We start from the raw sequence: 25,764 nt of genomic DNA, 5'->3' as shown, positions 1-25,764 counted from the left end.
CATGCTCCGAAGCGTTACCAGGCGGACCGCCCGCGCCCGCCTGCCGATCGCGGCCCTGGCCGTGGCGCTCGCCGCGACGCTCACCGGCTGCGGCCTGCTGGGCGGGGACGACGACGGCGGCACCGCCAACCCCGGCCCGGGCGGGCTGGAGAAGACCCAGATCAAGGTGGGCACCATCCCCGTCGTCGACGTCGCGCCGCTGCACTACGCGATCGACAACGGCTACTTCAAGGCCGAGGGCCTTGAGGTCACGGCCGAGGTCGTCAAGAGCGGCCACGAGGCGCTCAACGGCATCATGAGCGGCACCCTCGACATCACCTTCTCCACCTACGCGGCCACCTTCACCGCGCAGAGCAAGCGGATCGCCGACTTCAAGGTCGTCGCCGACGGCCTCGCGGCCAAGCCCAACCACCTGATGGTCGTGGCGACCCCGAACTCCAAGGTCAAGAAGGCCACCGACCTGCCGGGCAAGAAGGTCGCCATCACCGCCCAGAACACCTTCACCGACCTGGCCCCGATGGCCGTCATGAACGTGCAGGGCATCGACTACTCCGAGATCGAGTGGATCTCGATGGGCCTGCCGCAGATGCTGCCCGCGATGCTGGACGGCTCCGTCGACGCCGCCGTGGTCGTGGAGCCCTGGGTGACCAAGGCGATGAAGGAGGCGGGCGCGGTCCCGGTGCTCGACGCGGCCTCCGGCCCGACGGCCGAGTTGCCGATGTCCGGCTACATCGCCGTCGCTGGCCCGGGCAAGTTCGCCACCACCAGCCCGAACACCATCGCCGCGTTCCAGCGCGCGCTGGCCAGGGCGCAGGCCGAGGCGACCGACCGGTCCAAGATGGAGCCGATGTTCGTCAAGTACGCCAAGATCGACGAGCCCACCGCGCGGCTGGTGACGATCGCGACCTACTCGACCACGCTCGAGGCCAACCGCCTGCAGCGGGTGGCCAACCTGCTGGAGCAGTTCGGGGCGATCAAGGGCAAGCTCGAGGTGGCCCCGATGATCATCAGCTCCCCGGCGAGCGGCTGAGTCAGGAGGTGGGCCCCGGGGCCGTCGCGCCCCGGGGCCGCGCGTTGTGAGGCGTATCCGCCGAGTGCCCTCGGGCCTGGTCGGGATGGTCGGGCTGTTCGCCGTCTGGGAGGCGGCGAGCAGGTCCGAGGTGGTCCCGAGCAATTATCTCGTCCCCCCAAGCATCGTCCTGCCCACCATGGTCTCCATGCTGGGCGACATCGAGTTCCTGCGCGCGGTGATCGCCACCGTGCTGGCCGCGGTGATCGCGCTGGCGATCGCCGTCGCCGTCGCCGTGCCCGCCGGGCTGGTCCTGGGCAGCGTCCCCGCCGTGCGGCGGGCCGCCATGACGCTGGTGGAGTTCCTGCGGCCGATCCCGTCGGTCGCGCTGATCCCGCTGGCCATGATGACCTTCGGCACCGGGCCGGAAACCAAGATCACCCTCGCCGTCTACGCGGCGGTGTGGCCGATCCTGTTCAACACCATCTACGCCCTCGACGAGCTGGACCCGCTGCATGTGGACACAGCGCGCGCGTTCGGCACCAGCCGGGTCGGCGTGCTGACCCGGGTGGCGCTGCCCAGCGCGGCGCCGTTCGTGCTCACCGGCGTCCGGCTGTCCGCGGCGATGGCGCTGGCCGTGGTGGTCAGCACCGAGCTGCTCAGCGGCGGCACCCCGGGCATCGGCCGCTACATCATGGTGGCCAACAGCTCCGGGTCCTACATGGACGAGGTGCTGGCGGGCACCGTGCTGGCCGGGCTGATCGGCTACGCGGCGAACGCAGGCCTGGAGCGGCTGCACCGGCGGCTGTTCTCGTGGAGCACGCCCAAGGGGGTCGACCAGTGAACCTGCTGACCCGGTTCACCCAGCACTGGGCGGTCTTCCTGGTCGCCGTCGCGGCGTGGGAGCTGCTCACCCGGCTGGCGGGCAGCCCGTTCTTCCCGCCGCCGTCGACGATCGCGCCGATCATGGTGGACCAGTGGTTCTCCGCGACGTTCTTCGACCACATGGTCCCCGGCGTCGGGCGGATGCTGCTGGGCTGGGCGCTGGCCGCGGTCCTGGGCGTCGCGCTGGGCATCCTGCTCGGCCGCTCGGCGCGCGCGATCGCCTACCTGGGACCGCTGTTCGCGTTCATGCGCTCGATCCCGCCGCCGCTGCTGGTGCCGTTCTTCGTGGCGGCGGTCGGGGTGACCGACATGCAGCTGCCCACGATCGTCTTCGGGGCGCTGTGGCCGGTGCTGCTCAACACCGTCGACGGCGCGAGCGGCGTCGACGCGACCAAAGTGGACACCGCGCGGGTGTTCCGGCTCTCCCCCGCGCAGTGGACGCTCGGGGTGGTGCTGCCCGCGGCGCTGCCCAAGGTGTTCGCCGGGCTGCGGGTGAGCCTGTCCATCGCGGTGGTCGTCATGGTCGTGTCCGAGCTGGTCGGCTCGGTCAACGGCATCGGGTACCTGCTCGTGCAGGCCCAGCAGTTCTACGACCTGCCGGTCATGTGGGCGTGGATCGTCACCCTCGGCGTGCTCGGCTACCTGTTCAACTCGCTGCTGCTGGCCGCCGAGCGCCGTGCGCTGGCCTGGCAGCCGCGGCACTCCCTCGAAGCCCAGACGCTGGCGACTGGAGGATGATGTGAGCCCCATGCTCGAGGTCACCGGCCTCGGCCACACATACGAGGCCAAGGACGGGGCGCACACCGCGATTTCCGGGTTGTCGTTCACCGTGGAGAACGGCGAGCTGCTGTGCGTGGTCGGCCCGTCCGGCTGCGGGAAGTCGACCCTGCTGCGCGCCATCTCCGGGCTCATCCGGCCCAGCGAGGGCACGGTGAGCCTGCACGGGACGCCGGTCGAGGGCGTGCCCGCCGACCTGGCCGTGGTGTTCCAGGACTACAGCCGCTCGCTGTTCCCGTGGCTGTCCGTGCAGCGCAACGTGGAGTTCCCGCTGCGGGACCTGCCGCGCGCCGAGCGGCACGAGCGGGCCGAGGAGGCGCTGGCGGCCGTCGGGCTGTCCGCGGCGGCGCGCAAGCACCCGTGGCAGCTCTCCGGCGGCATGCAGCAGCGGGTCGCCATCGCCCGCGCGCTGGCCTACCGGCCCGCGCTGCTGCTGATGGACGAGCCGTTCGCCTCGGTGGACGCGCAGACCCGCTTCGAGCTCGAGGACCTGCTGCTGCGGGTCCGGCGCGAGCAGGAGACCACCGTCATGCTGGTCACCCACGACATCGACGAGAGCGTCTACCTGGGCGACCGGGTGCTGGTGCTGTCGAAGTCGCCCGCGACCGCGGTGGCCGCGCTGGACGTCCCGCTGGGCGCCGAGCGCGAGCAGATCGCCACGCGGGCGTCGGAGGAGTTCGTCGACCTGCGGGCCAGGGTGGCCGGGCTGCTGCAGGCCAGGGAGCCGGTCGAGGCGTGAGGAAGGGCCCGGGGGCGACCCCGGGCCCTTCCGCCGTCACGGCAGCTTCACGCAGACGACGCTGGGTGGCTCGGTGTAGCTCAGGCCGTTGACCGCGCCCTCGACCGAGGCGCACTCCTCGACGTCGGTCTTGCCGTCGAGCACCTCGACGATCTCCAGTTCGACGTCGGAGCCGCCGCAGGCGACCTTCTTGGTCTTCTCCGGGCTGTCGAGGCCGGTCAGGCACTCGCCCTTGGTGGCGTTGACCGTCAGGCACAGGGAGAAGTCCGAGCCGCGGCCGGACTGCGAGTACTGGGTGTAGTCGCCGTCGGGGCAGCTGGCGGTGTCGCTGTCGAGCTTCTTGCCGACCTTGAACACCGCGTCCGGGCTGTCGCAGCCGATCTTCTCGACGTCGGCGTCGGTCGAGCTGGCCTTCTTGACCTTGATGCAGTCGCCGACGTTCGCGCTGGCCGGGGACTTGGTGAAGAAGTAGACGCCGACGCCGCCGACCACGAGGATGCCGACGATCACCACGATGGCGCGGATGAGCTTGGAGTTGGACTTGCGCGGCGGGGGCGCCGCGCCCTCCGGCGGGGCCGCCGGGAACTGTTGCTGCCCGTAGGGCTGCCCGGGCGGCGGCGTCTGGCCGTAGGGCTGGCCCTGCGGGGGCGTCTGCGGGAAGCCCTGGTCCTGCGGGTACGGCTGGCCCTGCTGCGGGTACTGCTGCCCCTGCGGCGGGTACTGCTGTCCCTGGGGCGGGTACGGCTGGCCCTGGGGCGGGAAGGGCTGGCCCTGCTGCGGGTAGGGCTGGCCCTGCTGGTGGGGTCCGCCGGGAGGCGGCTGCTGCCCGTAGGGCGGCTGGGGGCTGGACATAGGCACCTTCTGAGGGATTCCCGGGTTTGGCGGTGCAATCTAACCCGAGCGGCCCGACAGCGGGTTGCGTTTGGACATTCCGGGCGTCAGGCCCCCGGCGTCTCGATGCAGAAGACGACCGGCGGCTCCGGATAGCCCAGGCCACTGCCGTCCGGGCAGCCCGAGGGGTCGGTTGTGCCCTCGATCACCTCGGAGATGCGGATGGCGTTCTCCGACGAGCAGTCGGCGACGACGAACGCGCTGTTGGCGTCGTCGGGGTCGTAGCAGGTGTCCGCGACGAAATTGGGCATCAGGCACAGCAGCTCGGTGCCGGTGCGCACCTCGCGGTAGGCGCCCTCGGGGCAGCCCACCTCGTCGAGCGAGCGGGTGGAGGCCAGCTTGAAGGTGGCGTTGGGCGCGGCGCAGTCGACCGTCTCGGCCTTGGCCGTGTCGTCGGGGCCGGTGACGGCCATGCAGGCGCCCGAGGCGCTGGTCGCGCCCGGCCTGAGCGCGAGGTAGACCCCGACCCCGGCCGCGGCCAGCACGACGGCGGCGATCACCGCGACGGCCACCAGCGGCAGCCCCAGCACCTTCCTGGCCTGGGCTTTCGGCTCCTGCTCCGTCATGTCGCCTCCGCGCTCGTGGTACGGACGAGGCCGCACGGTACCGGACTCTGCGACACTGGAGAACGTGACCGACGGACCGCTGATCGTGCAGTCGGACAAGACGCTCCTGCTGGAGGTCGACCACCCGCTGTCCGATGACGCGCGGACGGCCATCGCGCCGTTCGCCGAGCTGGAGCGCGCGCCCGAGCACGTGCACACCTACCGCGTGACGCCGCTGGCGCTGTGGAACGCGCGCGCCGCCGGGCACGACGCCGAGCAGGTCGTGCACGCGCTGACGACGCACTCGCGCTACCCCGTGCCGCAGCCGCTGCTGATCGACATCGTCGACACCATGGCCCGGTTCGGGCGCCTCACGCTGCACAACCACCCCGCGCACGGCCTGGTGATGTCCACCACGGACCGGGCGGTGCTGGAGGAGGTGCTGCGGCACAAGAAGATCGCCCCGATGCTGGGCGCGCGCATCGACCCCGACACCGTCGTCGTGCACCCGAGCGAGCGCGGCCGCCTCAAGCAGGTGCTGCTCAAGGTCGGCTGGCCCGCCGAGGACCTCGCGGGCTACGTCGACGGCGAGGCGCACCCCATCGACCTGCGCGAGGACGGCTGGTCACTGCGCGACTACCAGCGGCAGGCGGCGGCGGCGTTCTGGGACGGCGGCTCCGGCGTGGTCGTGCTGCCCTGCGGCGCGGGCAAGACCCTGGTCGGCGCGGCCGCGATGGCGCACGCGAAGGCCACGACGCTGATCCTGGTGACCAACACGGTGGCGGGTAGGCAGTGGAAGCGCGAGCTGATCGCGCGCACGTCGCTGACCGAGGAGGAGATCGGCGAGTACTCCGGCGAGCGCAAGGAGATCCGGCCGGTCACTATCGCCACGTACCAGGTCATCACCCGCAAGTCGAAGGGCGAGTACAAGCACCTGGAGCTGTTCGACTCCCGCGACTGGGGCCTGGTGGTCTACGACGAGGTGCACCTGCTGCCCGCGCCCGTGTTCCGGATGACCGCCGATCTGCAGTCCCGGCGCCGCCTCGGTCTGACGGCCACGCTGGTGCGCGAGGACGGCCGCGAGGGCGACGTGTTCTCCCTCATCGGCCCCAAGCGCTACGACGTGCCGTGGCGCGACATCGAGAACCAGGGCTGGATCGCGCCAGCGGAGTGCACCGAGGTCCGCGTCACGCTGACCGACCGCGAGCGGCTGGAGTACGCCACGGCCGAGCCGGAGGAGCGCTACAAGCTGTGCGCCACGGCCCGGACCAAGATCCCCGTGGTCCGGTCCATCCTGGACCGTCATCCCGGCGAGCCGACGCTGGTCATCGGCGCCTACCTCGAGCAGCTGGAGGAGCTGGGCGCGGCGCTGGACTGCCCGGTGATCCAGGGCTCGACCCGCAACGCCGAGCGCGAGCAGCTGTTCGACGCGTTCCGGTCCGGGGAGCTGCCCCGGCTCGTGGTGTCCAAGGTTGCCAACTTCTCCATCGACCTGCCGGAGGCGTCGGTGGCGATCCAGGTGTCCGGGACGTTCGGCTCGCGGCAGGAGGAGGCCCAGCGGCTGGGCCGCCTGCTGCGCCCGAAGGGCGACGGCAGGCAGGCGCACTTCTACTCGGTGGTGTCCCGCGACACCCTCGACACCGACTACGCCGCCCACCGCCAGCGCTTCCTGGCCGAGCAGGGCTACGCCTACCGCATCTGCGACGCCGACGACCTGCTGGGCCCGCTACCGGAGATCGGCTAGCACGGCGTCGGTGAACGGCGTCCACGCCTGGACCGCCCACTCCCCGAACGGCCGGTCGGTGAGCACGACGCACGCGGCCCCGGCGTCCGGGTCGACCCACAGGAACGTGCCGGACTGTCCGAAGTGGCCGTAGGTGCGAGGCGAGCTGGTCGTGCCGGTCCAGTGCGGTGACTTGGCGGAGCGGATCTCGAAGCCGAGGCCCCAGTCGTTGGGCTTCTGCATGCCGTAGCCGGGCAGGACGCCGTTGAGCCCCGGGAAGGCCACGGAGGTGGCCTCGGCGAGGGTGCCGGTCAGGGTGGGGTTCTGCAACTCGGCGACGAACCGGGCGAGGTCGTCGACGGTGGAGACGGCCCCGGCGCCCGCGCTGCCCTCCAGCCGCGTGTCCGCCATGCCGAGCGGGGCGAAGACGCCTTCGGCGAGGTAGTCGGCGAAGGCGATCCCGGTCGCCTTCGTGATGTGCTCGGCGAGCACGGCGAAGCCGGTGTTGGAGTAGATGCGGCGGGTGCCGGGCCGGGCCTGCACGGCATCGGAGTCGAACGCCAGCCCGGAGGTGTGCGCGACGAGGTGCCGCACGGTCGCGGGCCCGGCGGGCTCGTCCCACTCGACCGCGCCCTCCTCGACGGCCAGCAGGACCCCGTACGCCGTCAGCGGCTTGGTGACGGAGGCGAGCTTGAACACCCGGCCCGTGTCCCCGTAGGTCCCCAGCACGGCCCCGTCGGCGCCCACGACCGCCGCGGCCACGTTGTCGACCGGCCACTCACTGAGAAGACGCAGGCTGTCCATGCGGCCAGCCTAGGTCGCCCGCCGCGGGCCCGCGGACTGCCCACCGCGAAGCCGCTGACCCGGAAAGGGCGAAGGCCCGGTCCGAGTGGACCGGGCCTTCGCCGTGGTGCTGGAGGCGTGGATCAGAAGTCCATGCCGCCGGTCGGGTCGCCGCCGCCGGGGGCGGCGGAGGCCTTCTCCGGCTTGTCGGCGACGACGGCCTCGGTGGTGAGGAACAGCGCCGCGATGGAGGCGGCGTTCTGCAGCGCCGAGCGGGTCACCTTGGTCGGGTCGAGGACGCCCGCCTTGACCAGGTCCTCGTACTCGCCGGTGGCGGCGTTGAGGCCGTGGCCTGCGGGGAGGTTCTTGACCTTCTCCACGACGACGCCGCCCTCGAGACCGCTGTTGACGGCGATCTGCTTGAGCGGGGCCTCGACGGCGACCTTGACGATGTTGGCGCCGGTGGCCTCGTCACCGGTCAGCTTGAGGCCCTCGAACGCGGTCTTGGACGCCTGCAGCAGGGCGACGCCACCACCGGCGACGATGCCCTCCTCGACGGCGGCCTTGGCGTTGCGCACCGCGTCCTCGATGCGGTGCTTGCGCTCCTTGAGCTCGACCTCGGTCGCCGCACCGGCCTTGATGACCGCCACGCCACCGGCCAGCTTGGCCAGGCGCTCCTGCAGCTTCTCGCGGTCGTAGTCGGAGTCCGACTTGTCGATCTCGGCGCGGATCTGGTTGACCCGGCCCTCGATCTGCTCGGCGTCGCCGGAGCCCTCGACGATCGTGGTCTCGTCCTTGGTCACCACGACCTTGCGGGCGCGGCCCAGCAGCGAGATGTCGGCGTTGTCGAGCTTGAGGCCCACGTCCTCGCTGATGACCTGGCCGCCGGTCAGGATGGCCATGTCCTGCAGCATCGCCTTGCGGCGGTCGCCGAAGCCGGGCGCCTTGACGGCGACCGACTTGAAGGTGCCGCGGATCTTGTTGACCACCAGGGTCGCCAGGGCCTCGCCCTCGACGTCCTCGGCGATGATCAGCAGCGGCTTACCGGCCTGCATGACCTTCTCCAGCAGCGGGAGCAGGTCCTTGACCGACGAGATCTTGGAGCCGAACAGCAGGATGTACGGGTCCTCCAGGACCGCTTCCTGGCGCTCGGGGTCGGTCACGAAGTAACCGGAGATGTAGCCCTTGTCGAAGCGCATGCCCTCGGTGAGCTCAAGCTCCATGCCGAGCGCGTTGCTCTCCTCGACGGTGATGACGCCTTCCTTGCCGACCTTGTCCAGCGCCTCGGCGATCAGCTCGCCGATCGTGGTGTCGCCAGCGGAGATCGACGCGGTGGCGGCGATCTGCTCCTTGGTCTCGACCTCGGAGGCGCTCTTGTGCAGCTGCTCGATCACGGCCTCGACGGCCTGCTCGATGCCGCGCTTCAGCGACAGCGGGTCCGCACCGGCGGCCACGTTGCGCAGGCCCTCGCGGACCAGCGCCTGGGCCAGCACCGTTGCGGTGGTGGTGCCGTCACCGGCGACGTCGTCGGTCTTCTTGGCGACCTCTTTGACGAGCTCGGCCCCGATCTTCTCCCACGGGTCCTCGAGCTCGATCTCCTTGGCGATCGACACGCCATCGTTGGTGATGGTCGGCGCGCCCCACTTCTTCTCGAGCACGACGTTGCGGCCACGGGGGCCGAGCGTCACCTTGACGGCGTCGGCGAGGGTGTTCAGGCCGCGCTCGAGGCCGCGGCGCGCTTCCTCGTCAAACGCGATCAACTTGGCCATTGCGGTGTAGTCCTCCGTCGGGTGGAAACACGAGTGGCCAGGCTCGGTGCCCGCGACGGACGACAGGCGACTTTGGCCTGCCTCACCGTCCCGACCTCGTTGGCACTCGATGAGCCCGAGTGCCAACGTCGTGTTTAGCACTCTCCGACGGCGAGTGCAAGCCAACGGGTCAGGGCGTGCGGGTGACGATGGAGATGTCGGGCAGCGTGGCGCGCGGGGTGGTGGTGGTCGTCTGCTCCGCGCTCTCCCCGCCCGGACCGACCTGGATCGACGGCGCCGTGGTGCTCGGACCGGGCTCGGTGCCGCCGTCGGATGAGGTCAGGATGAGCACGACCGCGACGATCACGCCGATGGCGACGGCGCCGACGGCGACCGGCGCGACCCAGCGGGCGCGGGTCTTCTCCTCGCGGAAGGCCGACGCGCCGATGGGCGTCGGCGGGCGCAGCCGGACCGGCTCCGCGGGGCGGTGCGGCGGCCGGGGCGGCGGCTGGGGCGCGCGCATCGGCTGGCCCTGCGGCGGGCGCGGCCCTGCGGGGCGGCGCGCGGGCGGGGCGGTGGACTGCGCGGCGGCGCCGAGCGCCTGGCGGGCGGCGGCGACGAGCTCGCGGCAGTTGGCGAAGCGCTGCCCCGGCGTCTTGGCCATGCCCCGGCGCACGATGTCGTCGATGGCCGGGGGCAGCACGACCTGGTCGGTCACGGCGGGCACCTCGCGGTGCAGGTGGCCCTGGATCACGTCGGGCACCTGCCCGGTGAACGGCGGGCGGCCGGTCAGGCAGGCGAACAGCACGCAGGCCAGCGAGTACGCGTCGGTGCGGCCGTCGACGGGCTCGCCGCGCAGGTGCTCGGGCGCGGCGTAGGTCGGCGAGCCGAGGAAGTCCCCGCCGCGCGTGCGGTGGCCGGTCGCGCCGCGCCTGGTCAGGCCGAAGTCGGCGAGGTAGACGTGCTCTGCGGTCGACTCGCGCGCGGTGACCAGCACGTTCGCGGGCTTGACGTCGAGGTGCACCAGACCGCGGTCGTGCAGGTTGTCCAGGGCCTCGGCGACCTGGGCGAGCAGGGCCAGCGTGCGCTGCGGCGACATCGGGCCGTCGGCGATCAGGCTGGCCATGTCCGAGCCGTCGACCAGCCGCATGGCGATGTAGAGCAGGCCGTCGACCTCGCCGAAGTCGTACAGCGGGACGACGTTCGCGTGGTCGATGGCGGAGGTGTTGCGGGCCTCGTCGACGAAGCGCTCGCGGAACTCGGGGTCGGCGGTCAGGTGCTCGGCGATGATTTTCAGCGCGACCTTGCGCCCCAGCCGGACGTCGGTGGCGCGGTACATCACGCTCATCCCGCCCTTACCGAGCACGCCGTCGATGCGGTAATGACCCAGACGCCGCCCGGTGAGATCCTCCGACACGCTCGGCAGCGTAACGGTCAACGCCCGGCCGCTGGGCGCGGCCTGCGGGTTTGCACCAGAACCTGACCCGGCCCGGCGAGGTCGAGCAGCAGGCCGTCCCCGGTGCGCAGCGACTGCGGTCCGGACGGGTCGACGGCCCGCAGCCGCACCTGGGTGGTGTCGGAGTAGGCGAGCAGGTGCGCGGGCTCGACGGTGATCGCCTCGCCCGGGTCGAGCGCGATGGCGTCGAGGGCGCCGCCGCAGGCCAGCACGGTCACGCCCATGCCGGAGAGGTGTTCGAGGAAGCCGTGCTCGACGCCGAACAGCGGGTGGAAGCCCGCCCAGCCGGGGTCGGCGCGCAGCGTCACGGGCAGGGCGAGCCGGGCGCCGCGGGCCACGCACCAGCCCTGCGAGCCGTCCAGCTCCAGCACGTGCGCGTCGCCTGCGTGCGCGGGCGCGAGGTCGACCCAGCCGCCCTCGGCGGGCGCGGTGAACACCGCGGGACGCGCCCGGCCCCGGCCCCTGCCGGAGTCGATGACCACGCCGTAGCTGGTGGCGACCATGGCGGCGTACTCGGCCTGGACGGCCTCGCCGGGCGCGAGCACCAGCCGCGCCACCGCGAACGCCTGCGTGTGCCGCGTGCGGACCTGCATCGTGTTCCCTCCCCCGAGCGAATGCGCCGTGGAGTCTCGCACGCGGGCAAGATGGGCCCGTGATGTGGAGCGCTTCGGACTACCGGGACCGGGTCGCCGCCCTGGTGCCGCCCCTGCCGGTGGTGTCCGCGCCGCTGGCCGACTGCCTCGGCCTGGTGCTGGCCGCCGACGTGGTGGCGGGGGTGTCGCTGCCGCCGTTCGACAACTCCGCGATGGACGGCTACGCCGTGCGGGCGGCGGACCTCGGCGAGACGACCGTGCTGCCGGTGGCCGACGACATCCCGGCCGGGCGCACCGACGTGCGGCCGCTGGAGCCGGGGACGGCCCAGCGGATCATGACCGGCGCCCCGCTGCCGCCGGGCGCGGACGCGGTCGTGCAGGTCGAGCTGACCGACGGCGGCATGGACACGGTGACCCTGCGCGGCCGGGTCGAGCCGGGCAAGCACATCCGGCGCGCGGGCGAGGACGTCGTCGCCGGGACGGTCGTGCTGCGGGCGGGGACGGTCCTGGGCTCGGCGCGGCTGGGCCTGGCCGCCGCGGTCGGCCTGGGCGAGCTGCCGGTCCGGCGGCGCCCCCGGGTGGTCGTGCTGTCCACCGGCACGGAACTGACCCCGCCGGGCGAGCCGCTGGCCCCGGGCCGCATCTACGAGTCCAACAGCGTGCTCCTGGCCGCCGCCGTGCACGAGGCAGGCGGCGAGGCGACCGTCCTGCGGTTCGTGCCGGACGACGTGCCCGCCTTCCTGTCCGCCATCGAGCCCTACCGCGACGCCGACCTGCTGATCACCTCGGGAGGGGTGAGCGCGGGCGCGTACGAGGTGGTGAGGGACGCACTGTCCGACCGCGGCGTGGAGTTCGTCAGGGTCGCGATGCAGCCGGGCGGCCCCCAGGGCTGCGGCCGGATCCGGTTCCCGGCTGACTCGACTGCCTTCCACCACACAGGCGCGACCGAGCCGACAGGTCCGGACCGCGCGACGGCAGCTGGGTCGGCAGCGGTCGGGCCAGCTGCTCCTGACCGCGGGACAGCGGCCGGGTCGGCCGCGCTGAGCCCCACCGCAGCTGGGCCGACAGCTCCGAATCGCGGGGCCGAGGTCAGGCAGGCCCTGGAGGGTCCGGCCGCAGCCGGATCAGCCGACTCGGACCACCGGGCGGCTGGGTCGGCCGCGCTGAATCACGCTGCGGCTGAGTCGGCTGGTCCGGATCGGGGGGCGGGCGGGGCGGCTGCGCTGGGGTCCGCCGCGGCTGGGTCGGGTGCCGGGGATTCCGGGGGCGGGCTGGCGGTGGTGACCCTTCCGGGCAACCCGGTGAGCGCGGCGCTGTCGTTCGAGTTGTTCGTCCGGCCCGCCCTGCTGCGGGCGGCGGGGCACGCCGTTGTGGACCGGCCGCGGGCCAGGGCGCGTACGACGGAGGCGTTGCGGTCGCCGTCGGACAAGGTACAGTACCGGCGCGGCCGTCACGACGCGGGGGTGGTCGAGGTGGTTCCGGTGGGCGGGCCGGGCTCCCATCTGCTGGCCTCGTTCGCCGAGTCCAACTGCCTGATCGAGCTGCCGGTCGGCGTGGCCGAGATCGCCGCGGGCGACGAGGTCGATCTGGTCCTGCTCGACTGAACTCCCCGGTCAGATGACCTGAACATATGATGGCACCATCTGGAGCGTCAGCTCGAATGATGCCGTCATATGATCGCATCATCCAGATGATGGCGTCATATGTTCAGATCATCTGACTGTGGCGGGGGCGGCGGGCGTCCAGATGCTGGTCAGCGGAAGTGATTCGGTTGTTCGCAAAGCGTAGGATCAGGCTGCCGTCCGGGCACCGCGTGCGACGTCGGGGGCGCACGCGTTGTCCGGGCCCTGGCAGGCGTAGCGTGTGCCGCAAACCCTGTCGAGACGTTGGGGAACCACGCATCCGATGAGCGCCGCACCCGAGAAGCCCGGCGCGCTGGCCCACGCGGTCGCGCTGACCAAGAGCATCATCCCGCCGCTGCACCCCGCAGGCAGGCCGTTCGTCGCGGGCGGTGCGCTCGCCGCGCTGCTCGTCCGGGCGAAGTCCCGCCGCGCAGGCGTGCTCGCCGGGATCTTCACCGCCTGGCTGGCCTGGTTCTTCCGCGAGCCGAGGCGGGTCACGCCGAAGCGGCCCGGCATCGCCGTCGCCCCGGCCGACGGCACGGTGTCGCACGTCGTCGAGGCCGTCCCGCCCGCCGAGCTCGGCCTGGGCGAGACCCCCATGCTGCGGGTGAGCGTCTTCCTGTCGGTCTTCGACGTGCACGTCCAGCGCACCCCCGCCACCGGCGTGGTCGTCAGCGCCGTGCACGTTCCCGGCAAGTTCCTCTCCGCCGACCTCGACGAGGCCAGCGAGGTCAACGAGCGCACCAGCGTCCACCTGCGCACCGACGACGGCCACGACCTCGCCGTCGTGCAGATCGCAGGCCTGGTCGCGCGCCGGATCATCTGCTCGGTCAACGACGGCGACAAGGTGCTCGCTGGCCAGACCTACGGGCTGATCCGCTTCGGCTCCCGGGTCGACCTCTACGTCCCGACGGGCAGCCGCGTGCTGGTCGAGCCGGGGCAGCGCACGATCGGCGGGGAGACCGTGCTCGCCGAACTGGCCTCCTGATGGCCCCCGCCGGGCCCGGCGTCCGCCTGCTGCCCAACGCGATCACCGTGCTCGCGGTGTGCGCGGGCCTGTCGGCGGTGCACTTCGCGCTCAACGGCCAGCCCGCGGGCGCGATCGCCGCGATCGGCGTGGCCGCGGTGCTCGACAGCCTCGACGGCCGCATCGCCCGCCTGCTCGACGCCACCAGCAAGATGGGCGCGGAGCTGGACTCGCTGGCCGACGCGATCTCCTTCGGCGTCGCGCCCGCGCTGGTGCTCTACGTCTGGAAGTTCGACAGCGCCAACCGCTTCGGCTGGGTCATCGCGCTGATCTTCGCGGTGTGCATGATCCTGCGCCTGGCGCGGTTCAACACCCTGCTCGACGACGCCGAGCAGCCGCCGTACGCCAAGGAGTTCTTCGTCGGCGTGCCCGCGCCCGCAGGCGGCCTGCTGGCGCTGCTGCCGCTGATCGTGGCCATCCAGGTCGGCGGGGACGGCCAGTGGTGGCAGTCCGAGGCCGTGGTCAGCGTCTGGATGGTCGCGGTGTCGGCGCTGCTGATCAGCCGCATCCCGACGATGTCGCTCAAGACCGTGCGGGTACCCGCGCGCGCCGTCGCGCCGCTGCTGGTCGGTGTCGGCCTGCTGGCGGCCGCGGTGATCACCTACCCGTGGCTGGCGCTGTCGGTCGCGCTGGTGCTGTACCTGCTGCACATCCCGTACGCGGTGCGCCGCAAGCACTGGCTGGCCAAGCACCCGGAGGCGTGGGACGTCCCGCCGCGCGAGCGCCGGGCGATTCGCCGCGCCCACGGTCGACGCCTGGGGCTGCGGCCGCCGGGGTTCGGCAAGGTCGCGGGCGCGGCCCGGCGCGCGGTCGGCAGGCGCGGCGAGCGGCTGCGCGAGGCGCGCGCGCCGATGGCCCGGTCGTGGCGGCGTACGGGACTTCGCCGGACGCAGCGCTCGCGGGAGCAATAGCCTGGGCGCGTGAGCCCTCAGATCACCCTGACCGTCCGGTTGTCCCCGTCCGCTCTCGACAGCAGGCGCGGTGTCGTCCGGCTGCACCCGGAAGTGCTCGACGCGCTGGGCCTGCGGCCGTGGGACGGGGTGCGGCTGACCGGCGCCCGGGTCAGCGCCGCCCTCGCCGCCGAGGCCGGTGTGGACGGTCCGACCGGGGTTGTCCTGCTCGATGACATCACCATGTCCAACGTGGGCGTCACCGAGGGCGGCGAGGTCGTCGTCGCGCCGGTCGAGGTCGCGCCCGCGCGCTCGGTCACGGTCGCGGGGTCGCGGCTGGCGGGCACGGCGCTGTCCCCGGAGACGGTGCGGTCGGCGCTGATGGGCAAGGTCCTCACCGTCGGCGACGCGGTGTCGCTGCTGCCGCAGGACCTGGCCCCGCCGCCGGGCGCGGACGTCGGCGCCGTGCGCGGCAAGCTGTCCCGCGCCATCGGGATGACCTGGACCAACGAGCTGCTCACGATCACCGCGACCGAGCCGACCGGCGCGGTCACCGTCCACCCGACGACGGTCGTGGGCTGGCGCGACGGCGCCCGCACGGGCGAGCGGGCCGCGGTGGCCGTGGGCGGGAGCGCGCCGGTGTCGCGCGCCGCCGAGCAGGTGATCGACGCCGAGGTGGTGGCGCCGGAGCGGACCGAGACCCCGGTCCCCCTGACCGACCTGGTGGGCGCCCGGGAGGCAGCGCGGACCCTCGGCGAGTGGTTCGAGCTGGCGTTCACCCGGCCGGAGCTGCTGGCGCGGCTGGGCGCGGCGGCCCGGCTCGGGGTGCTGGTGACGGGCCCGGAGGGTGTGGGCAAGGCGACGCTGGTCCGGTCGGTGGCCGACGCCGCGGAGGCCCGGGTGGTGGAGCTGACCGCGCCGACGGTGGCCGTGCTGGAGCCCAACGCGGCCGCGGCCCGGGTGCGCTCGGCGATCGAGGCCGCGCAGGCCGCGACGCCGTCGGTGCTGCTGATCACCGACGTCGACGCGCTGCTGCCCGCCGCCGACCAGCCGCCGGTCGCGCCGGTCGTGCTGGACGCGCTGCGGGCCGCGGTCGAGCACCCCCGGCTGGCGCTGGTGGCCACGACCGCGCACCCGGAGGGCGTCGACCGGCGGCTGCGCGGGCCGGACCTGATCGACCGCGAGCTGTCCGTGCCGCTGCCGGACGCGCGCGGGCGCACCGAGCTGCTGCGTGTGCTGTTCCGGGACGTGCCGGTGGAATCCGATGTGGACTTCGGCGCGCTGGCCGCGCGCACGCCCGGCTTCGTCGCCGCCGACCTGATCGCCGTGCGCCGGGAGGCCGCGATCCGCGCCGCCCTGCGCGACCGCGACGCCGACGAGCCCCGGGTGGTGCAGGACGACCTGATGGGGGCCGTGCAGACGATCCGGCCGACGTCGATGTCGTCGAGCCTGAACACCGGCGGGATCACCCTGGACGACGTCGGCGACATGGCCGAGACCAAGCAGGCGCTGACCGAGGCCGTCCTGTGGCCGCTGCGCTACCCGGACTCCTTCGCCCGCCTCGGCGTGGCCCCGCCGCGCGGGGTGCTGCTGTACGGGCCGCCCGGCGGCGGCAAGACGTTCCTGCTGCGCGCGATGGCGGGCACGGGCCAGCTGAACGTGCTCGCGGTCAAGGGCGCCGAGCTGATGGACAAGTGGGTCGGCGAGTCCGAGCGGGCGGTGCGCGACCTGTTCCGCAGGGCCGCGGACGCCGCCCCCGCGCTGATCTTCCTCGACGAGGTCGACGCGCTGGCGCCCCGGCGCGGGCAGTCGTCGGACTCCGGCGTCGCCGACCGCGTCGTGGCGGCCCTGCTGACCGAACTGGACGGTGTGGAGCCGCTGCGGGACGTAATCGTGGTGGGCGCGACCAACCGGCCCGAGCTGGTCGACCCGGCCCTGCTGCGGCCGGGACGGCTGGAGCGGCTGATCTACGTCCCGCCGCCGGACACCGAGGCGCGCGCGGCGATCCTGGCGGCCACGGCGCGCAACACGCCGCTGGCGGAGGACGTGGACCTGGCGGCGTACGCCGAGGAGCTGGAGGGCTACTCGGCCGCCGACTGCGCCGCCCTGATCCGCGAGGCCGCGCTCACCGCGATGCGCGAGTCCCTGGACGCCAAGATCGTCACCGCCGCCCACCTGGCGACGGCCCGCGACCGGGTCCGCCCGTCACTGGACCCCGCGCAGCTGGCAGCCCTGGAGGCATACGCCCAAAGCCGCGCGTAGTCAATTCCAGATGACGGCATCATCTGGGCGGTCATGTCAGATGATGCCATCATCCGATCGACCGCGCCAGATGATGCGATCATATGATCAGGCCATCCAGATGATCGCGTCATATGACGGCGTCATCGGGATGGTCAGATCATCCGGATGATGCGACCATCCGGGTGGTCAGGCGAAGGGGTCGTCGCTGGTGGCGGGGTCCCATGACAGGCCGGGGGTGCCCCACTTGTTGGCCTTGAGCATGCGCTTGGCATCGCGGGAGTTCCGGCCGACCAGGCGGTTGAGGTAGAGGAGGCCGTCGAGGTGGTCGGTCTCGTGCTGCAGGCACCGGGCGAAGAAGCCGGTGCCCTCGACCTCGATCGGGTTGCCGTCGACGTCCTGCCCGGTCACCTTGGCCCAGGACGCGCGGCCCGTCGGGAACGCCTCGCCGGGCACGGACAGGCAGCCCTCCAGGTCGTCCTCCGGGTCCGGCATGCCCTCGGGGACCTCACTGGTGGTCAGCACCGGGTTGACCACGTGCCCGTAGTGGCGGGTGCCCTCGTCGTCGGGGCAGTCGTAGACGAACACGCGCAGGCCGATCCCGATCTGGTTCGCGGCGAGGCCGACCCCTCTGGCGGCGGCCATGGTCTCGAACATGTCGTCGACGAGGGCCTTGAGCTCGGCGTCGAACGCCTCGACCGGCTTGGTGGGCTGGTGCAGCACCGGCTCGCCGACGATCCGGATCGGGTGAACTGTCATACCCGCAGGGTAGAAGGAGATGACCGGGACGCGCCGGGGGACGTGACGATCACCTGGCCCGCTCACGTGGTGTAATGACCGCACGCGCCAGCGAAGTCGCCCGCGAGGAGCAGATGGACGCCGCCGAAGTGCCAGCCGAGGCCCCCGGTCTCAGCGACCGGGACCGAGCCTTCCTCGCCTTCGAGCGCCAGTGGTGGAAGGCCGCGGGCGCGAAGGACAAGGCGATCCGCGAGACCTTCGGCCTGTCCAGCACCCGCTACTACCAGCTGCTCAACGCCCTCCTCGAGACGCAGGAGGCCATGGCGGCCGACCCCATGCTGGTCAAGCGGCTGCGCAGGCTACGAGCCACCCGACGCGCCCGACGGCTGGGATTGGAGCCCCGATGACCACCGAACCGATGCGCCCCGCGCGGATAGCGGGACTGGCGCTGCTCGGCGTGGCGGCGGTCGCCACCGTGCTGGGCGTCGTCACGCTGCTCGGCGGCAACGGCGAGCCCAGCGCCGGTCAGACGAGCATCACCCTGCCCGCGGGCAGCACCACCCCGCCGACCGGCGCCACCACGGAGATCTCCGGCCCCGGCACCACCACCCCGCTCCCCCCGACGACCGGCGCGACCCAGCCCCCCACGGCCACCACCGAGCCCAGCGCCGTGCCCACCGCCCCCGGCGGCGGCCCCGGCACCACCGGCGGCCCGGGCGCCCCCGGCTCCCCCGACAACCGGCCGTCCTATCCGGACATGCAGGTCCGGGTCTACAACAACAGCACCATCAGCGGCCTCGCCGACCGCGCCGCCGCCGACCTCAGGGCAGCGGGCTGGAACGTCGTGGAGGTCGGCAACCACCAGGGCAGGCTCCACGAGACGACGGTGTACTTCCGCCCCGGCACCGACGAGGAGGCCGCCGCCCGCGCCCTCGCCGCCGCCTTCAAGATCCGCGTGGAACCCCGCTTCGCAGGCATCGAGAACGCCAGCCCCGGCGTCATCGTCATCGTCACCAAGGACTGGGCCGAGCGCGCCCCAAGCAAGGGCTGAGGCTGTCGAAGGCCCGGCGATAACGGGTAACGCCTACCGCTTCACCGACGACGCACAGCAGGTCCGACGACCAAGGGGCCTGCGTGCGCGGTGTGGTGATTCTGCTGATGGTCCTGCTCGGTGCCTCCGGCTGCTCCACCGCAGTGGTCGGGCACCCGTCATCTGAACCCCTGCGCGCAACCGAGGTCATCCTCCTCAGTCCCATGTCCGCCCCGGAGGACACGGCGCGGTGGCGGATCACCGAGGAGGCGGTAGGCGACTGCCACTCGTCGAGCATCAGCCCGGCGAACTCCCGGGCCCGCCGGTGCTTCACGGAGGACTCGCAGGTCCTCGACCCTTGCTACGTGTCGCCCTTCGCCGGATCGGACGAGGCGCTTTGCCTGTCGGACCCCACGGGCGGCGACGCGGTCAGAATCGTCATCACGTCCGATGCGTCAGGGCCGCCCGGTGACGCTCCCCCCTCGGGCAACCCGTGGTTCCTCGAGCTGGAGGACGGCCAGCGCTGCGGGATGATGGGCGGCGCGACGACCACGCTCAGCGGGATGCGCATGAACTACGCCTGCGATGACGGTTACGGATACGGCGACGTCGAGCAGAGCGCGAAGATCTGGACGCTGTTCTTCCAGTCCGATGGTTCGCCCGAGGTCATCGAGGTTTCGGTGCGGACGGCGTGGTTCTGAGGGGTCGGTGAAAACCGCTTTCCCCCGACCGGCCGACGCACGCACCATCTGCGGGTATGACCGGTTCCAGCATCGTCGCCTTCCTCGTCGCGTCGTTCACCCTGGCCATGGTGCCTGGGGTGGGGACGGCGATGCTGCTGCGACAGTCCGTGCGCGGGGGCCGGAAGGCGGCGGTGGCGACCGTGGTGGGGATGGAGGTCGGGGTCGCCGTGTGGGCGTTGGCGGCGGCGTTGGGGCTGTCGGTGTTGTTGGTGGCCTCTGAGATCGCCTACCAGGGGTTGCGGATCGCCGGGGTGGTCGTGCTCATTGGGTTCGGGATCAAGGCGCTGCTCGCTCGGGGTGCCGGGGAGCTGGGGGAGGCGCCGGGCGGGAGCGGCTTCCGGTCGGGGCTGGTGGTGAACCTCGCCAACCCGAAGCTCGCCGTGTTCGCGGTGTCGTTCCTGCCGCAGTTCGTCGAGCCGGACGCCGGGCGGTGGGTGCTGGTGCTGCTGGCCGCCGCCTGGGTCGTCATCGACACGATCTGGTACCTGCTCGTCCTCGCCCTGCTCACGCGGGTGATGGACGCCCTGAAGCGGCCCCGGGTGCGGACGGTCCTGGAGCGCATCTCCGGGGTCGCCCTGGTCGGCCTCGGGATCAAGCTCGCCGTCGAGGGCTAGGCGCGCCAGGGCAGGTCGGGGAGGGCCGTCATCGCGGCGTAGCCGGGCGACTCGGCCAGTTCCTCGGCCCGCCCGGCCAGCAGCAGGACGCGGATGCGCCGGGCCTGCGCCGCGGTGAACGTCTCGCCGACGAGCAGGAACGGCAGCGTCAGCCGCCAGAACGCGACCACGGTGTCGCGGTGGCGGTCGGCAGCGCGCAGTGCGGCGACGGCCACCCGCAGGGTGTGCTCGTTCTGCGTCATCGCCACCGGCATGCCGCCGTGGTCCCACGCCCAGCGGGACTGGTCGGCGCGGGCGCAGGTCAGGCAGCCCGGGTCGCCGGTGCCGAGTTCGGCGCGGCAGGCCGGGCACGGGATCAGCCGCAGCGCCCAGTCGGTGCACGTCCACGGGTACACCCCGGCTGGCTCGGCGAGCACGTCGGCGGCCAGGTCGCGGTCGGCGGTGTCGTCGCCGCGCAGGGCCTCCCAGTCGGCCTTCCAGTACGCGTCGACGGCATCGGCGCAGGTGGCGCACGTCGGGTAGCCCCGGCCGAGCGGGTCGCCGCAGCCCGCGCACGGCCGCACCGCATCGGGTCGGGCCAGGAGCCGCGCTCCCGGCGGGTACGGCCGCGCCATGGTCGACAACCCTAATGCTCACTTGGCAGCCACGCCCCCCGCCGGCTAGGGTCGGCCTCGGAGAAAACCCAGAACGCGGGAGCTCGCGCCAAGGCGGGCTGAGAGGGCGACCGACACCGGTGTCGCCGACCGCTGAACCTGACCGGGTAATGCCGGCGTAGGAAGGACAGCGTCCCCGTGACCGCTCTTGACGACCGTTCCGTGCGTCCTGCCGTCACCACCGGGCCCATCGAGGGCTCGCACAAGCGCTACACCGAGGTGGACGGCCTGCGCGTCCCCGTGCGCCGGGTCGAGCTGACCAACGGCGAACACCTCGACCTCTACGACACCTCCGGCCCGTACACCGACGCCGATGCCCACATCGACGTCCACTCCGGACTCCCGCGGCTGCGCGAGTCCTGGATCGCCGAGCGTGAGCCGGTGAACGGCGCCGTCACCCAGCTGGCGTACGCCAAGGCCGGGATCATCACCAAGGAGATGCGCTTCGTCGCCGCGCGCGAGGGCATGGACCCCGAGTTCGTGCGGCAGGAGGTGGCGATCGGCCGGGCGGTGATCCCGGTCAACCGCCGCCACCCCGAGGTCGAGCCCGCGATCATCGGCAAGAAGTTCCTTGTCAAGATCAACGCCAACATCGGCAACTCGGCGGTGACCTCCTCGATCGAGGAGGAGGTGGAGAAGATGGTGTGGGCGACCCGCTGGGGCGCCGACACGATCATGGACCTGTCCACCGGCAAGCGCATCCACGAGACCCGCGAGTGGATCATGCGCAACTCCCCCGTGCCGGTCGGCACCGTGCCGATCTACCAGGCGCTGGAGAAGGTGAACGGCGACCCGGCCAAGCTCAGCTGGGAGGTCTACCGCGACACCGTGATCGAGCAGTGCGAGCAGGGCGTCGACTACATGACGGTGCACGCGGGCGTGCTGCTGCGGTACGTGCCGCTCACCGCGCGGCGCGTCACCGGCATCGTCTCCCGCGGCGGCTCGATCATGGCGGCGTGGTGCCTGGCCCACCACAAGGAGTCGTTCCTCTACACGCACTTCGAGGAGCTCTGCGACATCCTGCGCGCCTACGACGTGACCTTCTCCCTCGGCGACGGCCTGCGCCCCGGCTCGATCGCCGACGCCAACGACGAGGCCCAGTTCGCCGAGCTGCGCACCCTCGGTGAGCTGACGCACATCGCCAGGGCCAAGGACGTCCAGGTGATGATCGAGGGACCCGGGCACGTGCCGATGCACAAGATCGCCGAGAACGTGCGGCTGGAGGAGGAGCTGTGCGGCGAGGCGCCGTTCTACACCCTCGGTCCACTCGCGACGGACGTGGCGCCCGGCTACGACCACATCACCTCGGCCATCGGCGCGGCGCAGATCGGCTGGCTGGGCACGGCGATGCTGTGCTACGTCACGCCCAAGGAGCACCTGGGCCTGCCCAACCGCGATGACGTCAAGACCGGCGTCATCACCTACAAGATCGCCGCGCACAGCGCCGACCTGGCCAAGGGCCACCGGCGCGCGCAGGAGCGCGACGACGCGCTGTCCAAGGCGCGCTTCGAGTTCCGCTGGACCGACCAGTTCAACCTCTCGCTCGACCCGGACACCGCGCGCTCGTTCCACGACGAGACGCTGCCCGCCGAGCCCGCCAAGACCGCGCACTTCTGCTCGATGTGCGGGCCGAAGTTCTGCTCGATGAAGATCACCCAGGACGTGCGCCGCTACGCCGAGGAGCACGGGCTCGACTCCGCGGAGGCCATCGAGGCGGGCATGGCCGCCAAGTCCGAGGAGTTCGCCGACCAGGGCGGCAAGGTGTACCTGCCGGTGGTCAAGTGACCCCGCCGCGGGCGCTCACGATCGCCGGGTCGGACTCCGGCGGCGGCGCCGGGCTGCAGGCCGACCTGCGCACGTTCTTCGCCTGCGGCGTGCACGGCATGACCGCCGTGACCGCGGTGACGGTGCAGAACTCCGTGGGCGTCAGCGGCTATACGGTGATCCCGCCGGAGGTGGTGGCCGCGCAGATCCGCGCGGTCGCCACCGACATCGGCGTGCAGGCGGCGAAGACGGGCATGCTGGCCACCGCGGAGACCATCGCCGCGGTGGCCGCCGCTGTCGACGAAGTCCACATCGGACCGCTCGTGGTCGATCCGGTGGCCGCGTCGATGCACGGCGACCAGCTGCTGCGCGACGAGGCGCTGGACGCGCTGAAGACGCTGCTGTTCCCGCGCGCGACCCTGATCACCCCGAACCTCGACGAGGTCCGGCTGCTGACCGGCATCGACGTGACCGACCGGGCCGGGCAGCGGGAGGCGGCCAGGGCGCTGCACGCGTTCGGCCCGGAGTGGGTGCTGGTCAAGGGCGGGCACCTGTGGACCGACCCGTCCTGTGTGGACCTTCTTTACGACGGATCGGAGTTCGTCGAGCTGGACGGTCCGCGCTTCGACGTGCGCCACACCCACGGCAGCGGTGACACGCTGGCGTCGGTGGTCACCTCGGCGCTGGCGAAGGGCAACACGCTGCCGGACGCCGTGCGCGCGGCGAAGGCGTTCATCGTGGAGTCGGTGCGGCACGCGTACCCGCTGGGGGCGGGCGTCGGCCCGGTGTCGCCGCTGTGGCGGCTGCCGGACGCGGCGGCGTTCCTCACTCCGCCAGCAGCGACTCCAGCACGGGGATAGCGGCGACCAGGGTGGCCAGCTCGGCCTCGGTGAGCCGGTCGAGCCGCTTGCCGAGGTCGCGCACCCGGTTGGAGCGCACGCCGGAGACGATCCGCGCGCCCTCCTCGGTGGCCTTCACCAGCCATGCCCGCCGGTCGGCCGGATCGGGCTCGCGCCCGACGTAGCCCGCCTCCACGAGCGCGGCCACGATCCGCGACATCGTCGGCGCGGCCACGTTCTCCCGCGCGGCGAGGTCACCGAGCCGCTGCTCGCCCGATGTGACCAAAGTGGACAAAGCCGAGATCGACCCGTGGCCGAGCCCGGCACTGCCGGACCGCCGCAGCGACCGCGACAGCCGCCCGATCGCCAGGTACAGCCGGGCCGCGATGTCAGTCTCCGCAGAGCTCATCCGGTTATTGTGGCCGCATCCGGGGAGCGGACGAACCCGACCCTCCACCAGCCCCCGGCCGCGCAGTTCGCCGTTAGCCCAATCGATCTACATATCCGCGTTCGGCGTACATAACGCATCCACGTCGCTACATTCTGGGTCCGGCAGCCCGAAACACCAGGGGGAATCGTGTCCGGATTCGAGGTCGACGTCGACCGTGCGCATCAAGCAGCGACCGTGTCGCTACCGCAGGCGGCCTTCCACCTCGCCCGCCCGGCCTCCCTCCTCAAGCAGCACGAGGGATTGCACCGCGACGGCGGAGAAAGCCTTCCCGCCCTTGACGCGCTCCAGGTGACGTATGCCACTTATAGCGACAACCTGGCGGCTCGCCTGGTGGATGCGGTCGGCATCATCCACGAGACCGCCCAGGCCTTGGAAAAGATAGTCCTCCTGTACCGCCGAGCCGACGGACAGGGGTGAACAATGGCCGGTCCCTGGCCCTCGGAGGCCGACATCCACGCCAGCGCCGATCTACTCGCCCAGAAGTTCTTCGAACTCATGGTGCACACCAACCCGTTCGGCGCCGAAACCGCGCACAACTGGCTCGCCACGAACAAACCGATGTTCCACCAGCGGTCCGAGTCGTTCATCACGCTGGATCCACAGAAGATCATAGACGAGATGGAGCGCGCGCAGTCCGCCGCGAGCGCGGTGGCATATGATCTTTCCGAGGAGTTCAGGGCAGCCATGCGGCAGGCCCGCGATCACCTGTCGGACTGGCTTGGCCCCGCTGCGGACGCCTTTCGTCAGCAGCTCACGCATATCGAAGCCTTCACCAATCGCCATAGTGATCTCATCACCAGGTCGGTTGGCGCTCTGGGCGCATCGGTCGCGGTGGCGACACATGTTCGCCGGGACTACCTGGAATTGGCAGACAACACGGTCAGCGCCATTGACAAGGTGATCAGGGACGGCGAGCAGTCCGGAGCGGCGTTCGCGTTGAAGATCGGCGGCGGCATCGCGAAGACCGTGATCGGCGCCCTCGCGGACCCCAGGACCGCCTTGGCCACGGTTGCGCAGGGAGTGATCGATTTCGCCGTGGAGACGGTGGACTACGGGATCAAGGGAGCCGACTTCAACGAGGTGCTCGGCTCCTACGTGCACGAGGAGGACCGGCTGCGCCGGGATTACGAGGCGGAACTCGACGCGATCAGCCACTCGCTGCGACTGGCGGACGGCGACTTGGCCGACGAGGCCTTCTCGATGTACCGCCCGCTGCCGTCGAACACCGACGTCGACAGCCCCGACTTTCGTTACGAGCATTTCTTCACGAAGGAAAGGCTCCCGGACGACGAATTCAACCAACGGGTCGAGAACGAGCGAGAGCGGATGGCGGCAGGCGGAAGCGCGTCGTCGGACATCTCCACAAGCGCGGTTCGACGACGCCTTGCTCCTGAGGAGGACCGTTGATGCACAGGGTGACGACGGGAGCCATCGCTTTCAGCGTCTTCCTCCTAGCCAGCGGCTGCTCGAAGGCGATCGGCGGCGACCCGACCACACCACCGCGGCCGACATCGACGAGCGCGGCGTTGCCGACACCATCGGCTCCACCAGTACACCGGCCGATCGATATGGATCCGTATCTCTCGAAGCCGTGCGCGCTGACTCCGGTGGAAGACCTTCGGGCGTTCGACCTCGGCGCCGAGGTGCGGCAGCTTGAACAGTTCAGCCGGGACCTGGCTTCCTGCTCTTCCTCGGGCGACCTCGACGCGGGCAGCCTCGACCTGGCCCTGTTCGAGGCATCGCCGGTCGGGTCGCCGCTGGTGATGGCCTACCACCACAAGACTTCGTCCGAGGTCTTCGAGCCGCTCGAGATCAGCGGGATGCCCGCCGTCCGATACGGCTCCGGAGAAGCCGGGGACAGCTGCTACGTCGCGGTCGGAACCGACAGCGACCAGGGATTCCGCATCGACTACCGCCCCGGGAAGCCCGCACCCGACTTCGCCGACACCTGCGACTCAGCGGTCTCCGCGGCGGAGATCGTCGTGGGGCGGTTGGGGGTGTGA

27 protein-coding genes and 1 riboswitch are annotated in these 25,764 nt (G+C 71.9%); of the genes, 18 read left to right on the top strand and 9 right to left on the bottom strand.

Annotation, left to right across the window (positions count from 1 at the left end; translation table 11 throughout):
• Position 1: 1 nt before the first annotated feature.
• The 4 genes from Actkin_RS02375 to Actkin_RS02360 are packed head-to-tail and all read left to right on the top strand — an operon-like array spanning position 2 to position 3,410.
• Entirely contained in the window at positions 2–1,030 is a 1,029-nt protein-coding gene (locus Actkin_RS02375; RefSeq protein ID WP_189208628.1) for an ABC transporter substrate-binding protein, read from the top strand.
• 55 nt (positions 1,031–1,085) lie between these two features.
• Positions 1,086–1,853: an ABC transporter permease gene (locus tag Actkin_RS02370; protein WP_373292348.1), complete on the top strand. Its 768-nt coding sequence runs from the start codon at positions 1,086–1,088 to the stop codon at positions 1,851–1,853.
• Positions 1,850–2,632 carry an ABC transporter permease gene (locus Actkin_RS02365; protein WP_229786498.1) on the top strand — a complete coding sequence of 261 codons (783 nt, stop codon included), beginning with the start codon at positions 1,850–1,852 and terminating at the stop codon, positions 2,630–2,632. Before Actkin_RS02370 ends, Actkin_RS02365 begins: the two co-directional genes overlap by 4 nt.
• 1 nt (position 2,633) lies before the next feature.
• Positions 2,634–3,410, top strand: coding sequence for an ABC transporter ATP-binding protein (locus tag Actkin_RS02360; RefSeq protein WP_189208629.1), 777 nt, complete (start codon positions 2,634–2,636; stop codon positions 3,408–3,410).
• Between the two features lie 36 nt (positions 3,411–3,446).
• On the opposite strand, the gene Actkin_RS02355 is transcribed toward Actkin_RS02360, so the two are convergent.
• A complete protein-coding gene (locus Actkin_RS02355) occupies positions 3,447–4,262 on the bottom strand; it encodes an LppU/SCO3897 family protein (protein ID WP_258905696.1) in 816 nt (271 codons plus the stop codon).
• An 86-nt stretch (positions 4,263–4,348) separates the two neighbouring features.
• Positions 4,349–4,867 (bottom strand): LppU/SCO3897 family protein, encoded by a 519-nt coding sequence (locus Actkin_RS02350; protein WP_258905695.1) that lies wholly within the window; start codon positions 4,865–4,867, stop codon positions 4,349–4,351.
• Positions 4,868–4,931: 64 nt separating this feature from the next.
• Here Actkin_RS02350 and Actkin_RS02345 point away from each other — a divergent pair, with 64 nt between their 5' ends.
• The gene (locus Actkin_RS02345) at positions 4,932–6,590 is read left to right on the top strand and encodes a DNA repair helicase XPB (RefSeq protein WP_189208632.1); all 1,659 of its coding nucleotides are present in this window, start codon (positions 4,932–4,934) and stop codon (positions 6,588–6,590) included.
• On the opposite strand, the gene Actkin_RS02340 is transcribed toward Actkin_RS02345, so the two are convergent.
• The 4 genes from Actkin_RS02340 to Actkin_RS02325 all read right to left on the bottom strand — a co-directional run bounded on the left by Actkin_RS02340 (position 6,573) and on the right by Actkin_RS02325 (position 11,149).
• A complete protein-coding gene (locus Actkin_RS02340; protein ID WP_258905694.1) occupies positions 6,573–7,373 on the bottom strand; it encodes a serine hydrolase domain-containing protein in 801 nt (266 codons plus the stop codon). The genes Actkin_RS02345 and Actkin_RS02340 overlap by 18 nt on opposite strands.
• A gap of 122 nt (positions 7,374–7,495) precedes the next feature.
• Positions 7,496–9,121, bottom strand: a complete 1,626-nt coding sequence (gene groL / locus Actkin_RS02335; RefSeq protein ID WP_189208634.1) for a chaperonin GroEL — start codon at positions 9,119–9,121, stop codon at positions 7,496–7,498.
• Positions 9,122–9,290: 169 nt separating this feature from the next.
• Positions 9,291–10,517, bottom strand: a complete 1,227-nt coding sequence (locus Actkin_RS02330; RefSeq protein ID WP_258905693.1) for a serine/threonine-protein kinase — start codon at positions 10,515–10,517, stop codon at positions 9,291–9,293.
• A gap of 17 nt (positions 10,518–10,534) precedes the next feature.
• Positions 10,535–11,149 (bottom strand): AIM24 family protein, encoded by a 615-nt coding sequence (locus tag Actkin_RS02325; protein ID WP_189208636.1) that lies wholly within the window; start codon positions 11,147–11,149, stop codon positions 10,535–10,537.
• Between the two features lie 62 nt (positions 11,150–11,211).
• Between Actkin_RS02325 and glp the strand changes: the two genes are divergently transcribed.
• The 4 genes from glp (at position 11,212) to Actkin_RS02305 (ending at position 16,950) form a co-directional block, all read left to right on the top strand.
• The gene (glp, locus tag Actkin_RS02320) at positions 11,212–12,753 is read left to right on the top strand and encodes a molybdopterin molybdotransferase MoeA (protein ID WP_258905692.1); all 1,542 of its coding nucleotides are present in this window, start codon (positions 11,212–11,214) and stop codon (positions 12,751–12,753) included.
• Positions 12,754–13,054: 301 nt separating this feature from the next.
• Positions 13,055–13,759 carry a phosphatidylserine decarboxylase gene (locus tag Actkin_RS02315; protein WP_258905690.1) on the top strand — a complete coding sequence of 235 codons (705 nt, stop codon included), beginning with the start codon at positions 13,055–13,057 and terminating at the stop codon, positions 13,757–13,759.
• The gene (gene pssA, locus Actkin_RS02310; protein WP_189208639.1) at positions 13,759–14,709 is read left to right on the top strand and encodes a CDP-diacylglycerol--serine O-phosphatidyltransferase; all 951 of its coding nucleotides are present in this window, start codon (positions 13,759–13,761) and stop codon (positions 14,707–14,709) included. Before Actkin_RS02315 ends, pssA begins: the two co-directional genes overlap by 1 nt.
• Before the next feature lie 9 nt (positions 14,710–14,718).
• Complete coding sequence (locus tag Actkin_RS02305) at positions 14,719–16,950, top strand: AAA family ATPase (RefSeq protein ID WP_258905689.1); 2,232 nt, start codon at positions 14,719–14,721, stop codon at positions 16,948–16,950.
• Between the two features lie 168 nt (positions 16,951–17,118).
• Here Actkin_RS02305 and Actkin_RS02300 read toward each other — a convergent pair whose 3' ends face one another.
• Positions 17,119–17,688 (bottom strand): peptide deformylase, encoded by a 570-nt coding sequence (locus Actkin_RS02300; protein ID WP_189208641.1) that lies wholly within the window; start codon positions 17,686–17,688, stop codon positions 17,119–17,121.
• A gap of 113 nt (positions 17,689–17,801) precedes the next feature.
• Between Actkin_RS02300 and Actkin_RS02295 the strand changes: the two genes are divergently transcribed.
• The 4 genes from Actkin_RS02295 (at position 17,802) to Actkin_RS02280 (ending at position 20,054) form a co-directional block, all read left to right on the top strand.
• The gene (locus Actkin_RS02295; protein WP_189210002.1) at positions 17,802–18,074 is read left to right on the top strand and encodes a DUF3263 domain-containing protein; all 273 of its coding nucleotides are present in this window, start codon (positions 17,802–17,804) and stop codon (positions 18,072–18,074) included.
• Complete coding sequence (locus Actkin_RS02290) at positions 18,071–18,718, top strand: LytR C-terminal domain-containing protein (protein WP_189208642.1); 648 nt, start codon at positions 18,071–18,073, stop codon at positions 18,716–18,718. Before Actkin_RS02295 ends, Actkin_RS02290 begins: the two co-directional genes overlap by 4 nt.
• Positions 18,719–18,801: 83 nt before the next feature.
• Positions 18,802–19,398 carry a hypothetical protein gene (locus Actkin_RS02285; RefSeq protein ID WP_258905687.1) on the top strand — a complete coding sequence of 199 codons (597 nt, stop codon included), beginning with the start codon at positions 18,802–18,804 and terminating at the stop codon, positions 19,396–19,398.
• Between the two features lie 56 nt (positions 19,399–19,454).
• Entirely contained in the window at positions 19,455–20,054 is a 600-nt protein-coding gene (locus tag Actkin_RS02280; RefSeq protein WP_258905685.1) for a LysE family translocator, read from the top strand.
• On the opposite strand, the gene Actkin_RS02275 is transcribed toward Actkin_RS02280, so the two are convergent.
• Positions 20,051–20,668 carry a hypothetical protein gene (locus Actkin_RS02275; RefSeq protein ID WP_189208646.1) on the bottom strand — a complete coding sequence of 206 codons (618 nt, stop codon included), beginning with the start codon at positions 20,666–20,668 and terminating at the stop codon, positions 20,051–20,053. The two genes, Actkin_RS02280 and Actkin_RS02275, sit on opposite strands and share 4 nt — an antisense overlap.
• A gap of 65 nt (positions 20,669–20,733) precedes the next feature.
• Positions 20,734–20,849, top strand: a riboswitch (TPP riboswitch).
• Between Actkin_RS02275 and thiC the strand changes: the two genes are divergently transcribed.
• The gene (gene thiC / locus Actkin_RS02270; RefSeq protein WP_309569104.1) at positions 20,846–22,492 is read left to right on the top strand and encodes a phosphomethylpyrimidine synthase ThiC; all 1,647 of its coding nucleotides are present in this window, start codon (positions 20,846–20,848) and stop codon (positions 22,490–22,492) included. It overlaps the preceding riboswitch by 4 nt.
• Entirely contained in the window at positions 22,489–23,331 is an 843-nt protein-coding gene (gene thiD / locus Actkin_RS02265) for a bifunctional hydroxymethylpyrimidine kinase/phosphomethylpyrimidine kinase (RefSeq protein WP_258905684.1), read from the top strand. The genes thiC and thiD overlap by 4 nt, the downstream gene beginning before the upstream one ends.
• On the opposite strand, the gene Actkin_RS02260 is transcribed toward thiD, so the two are convergent.
• Complete coding sequence (locus Actkin_RS02260) at positions 23,297–23,719, bottom strand: MarR family winged helix-turn-helix transcriptional regulator (protein ID WP_189208649.1); 423 nt, start codon at positions 23,717–23,719, stop codon at positions 23,297–23,299. The two genes, thiD and Actkin_RS02260, sit on opposite strands and share 35 nt — an antisense overlap.
• 168 nt (positions 23,720–23,887) lie before the next feature.
• Between Actkin_RS02260 and Actkin_RS02255 the strand changes: the two genes are divergently transcribed.
• Genes Actkin_RS02255 through Actkin_RS02245 form a run of 3 tightly spaced genes read left to right on the top strand, consistent with a single transcriptional unit; the run spans position 23,888 to position 25,764 of the window.
• Entirely contained in the window at positions 23,888–24,178 is a 291-nt protein-coding gene (locus Actkin_RS02255) for a hypothetical protein (protein ID WP_258905682.1), read from the top strand.
• A gap of 3 nt (positions 24,179–24,181) precedes the next feature.
• Entirely contained in the window at positions 24,182–25,168 is a 987-nt protein-coding gene (locus tag Actkin_RS02250; RefSeq protein ID WP_258905681.1) for a hypothetical protein, read from the top strand.
• Complete coding sequence (locus Actkin_RS02245) at positions 25,168–25,764, top strand: DUF3558 domain-containing protein (RefSeq protein WP_258905680.1); 597 nt, start codon at positions 25,168–25,170, stop codon at positions 25,762–25,764. Before Actkin_RS02250 ends, Actkin_RS02245 begins: the two co-directional genes overlap by 1 nt.

The sequence above is a fragment of the Actinokineospora sp. UTMC 2448 genome (genome assembly GCF_024760565.1).
Classification (GTDB): Bacteria; Actinomycetota; Actinomycetes; order Mycobacteriales; family Pseudonocardiaceae; genus Actinokineospora; species Actinokineospora fastidiosa.
Note: the sequence above shows the minus strand (reverse complement) of the source record. Positions and strands in the feature narration are given on the sequence as shown.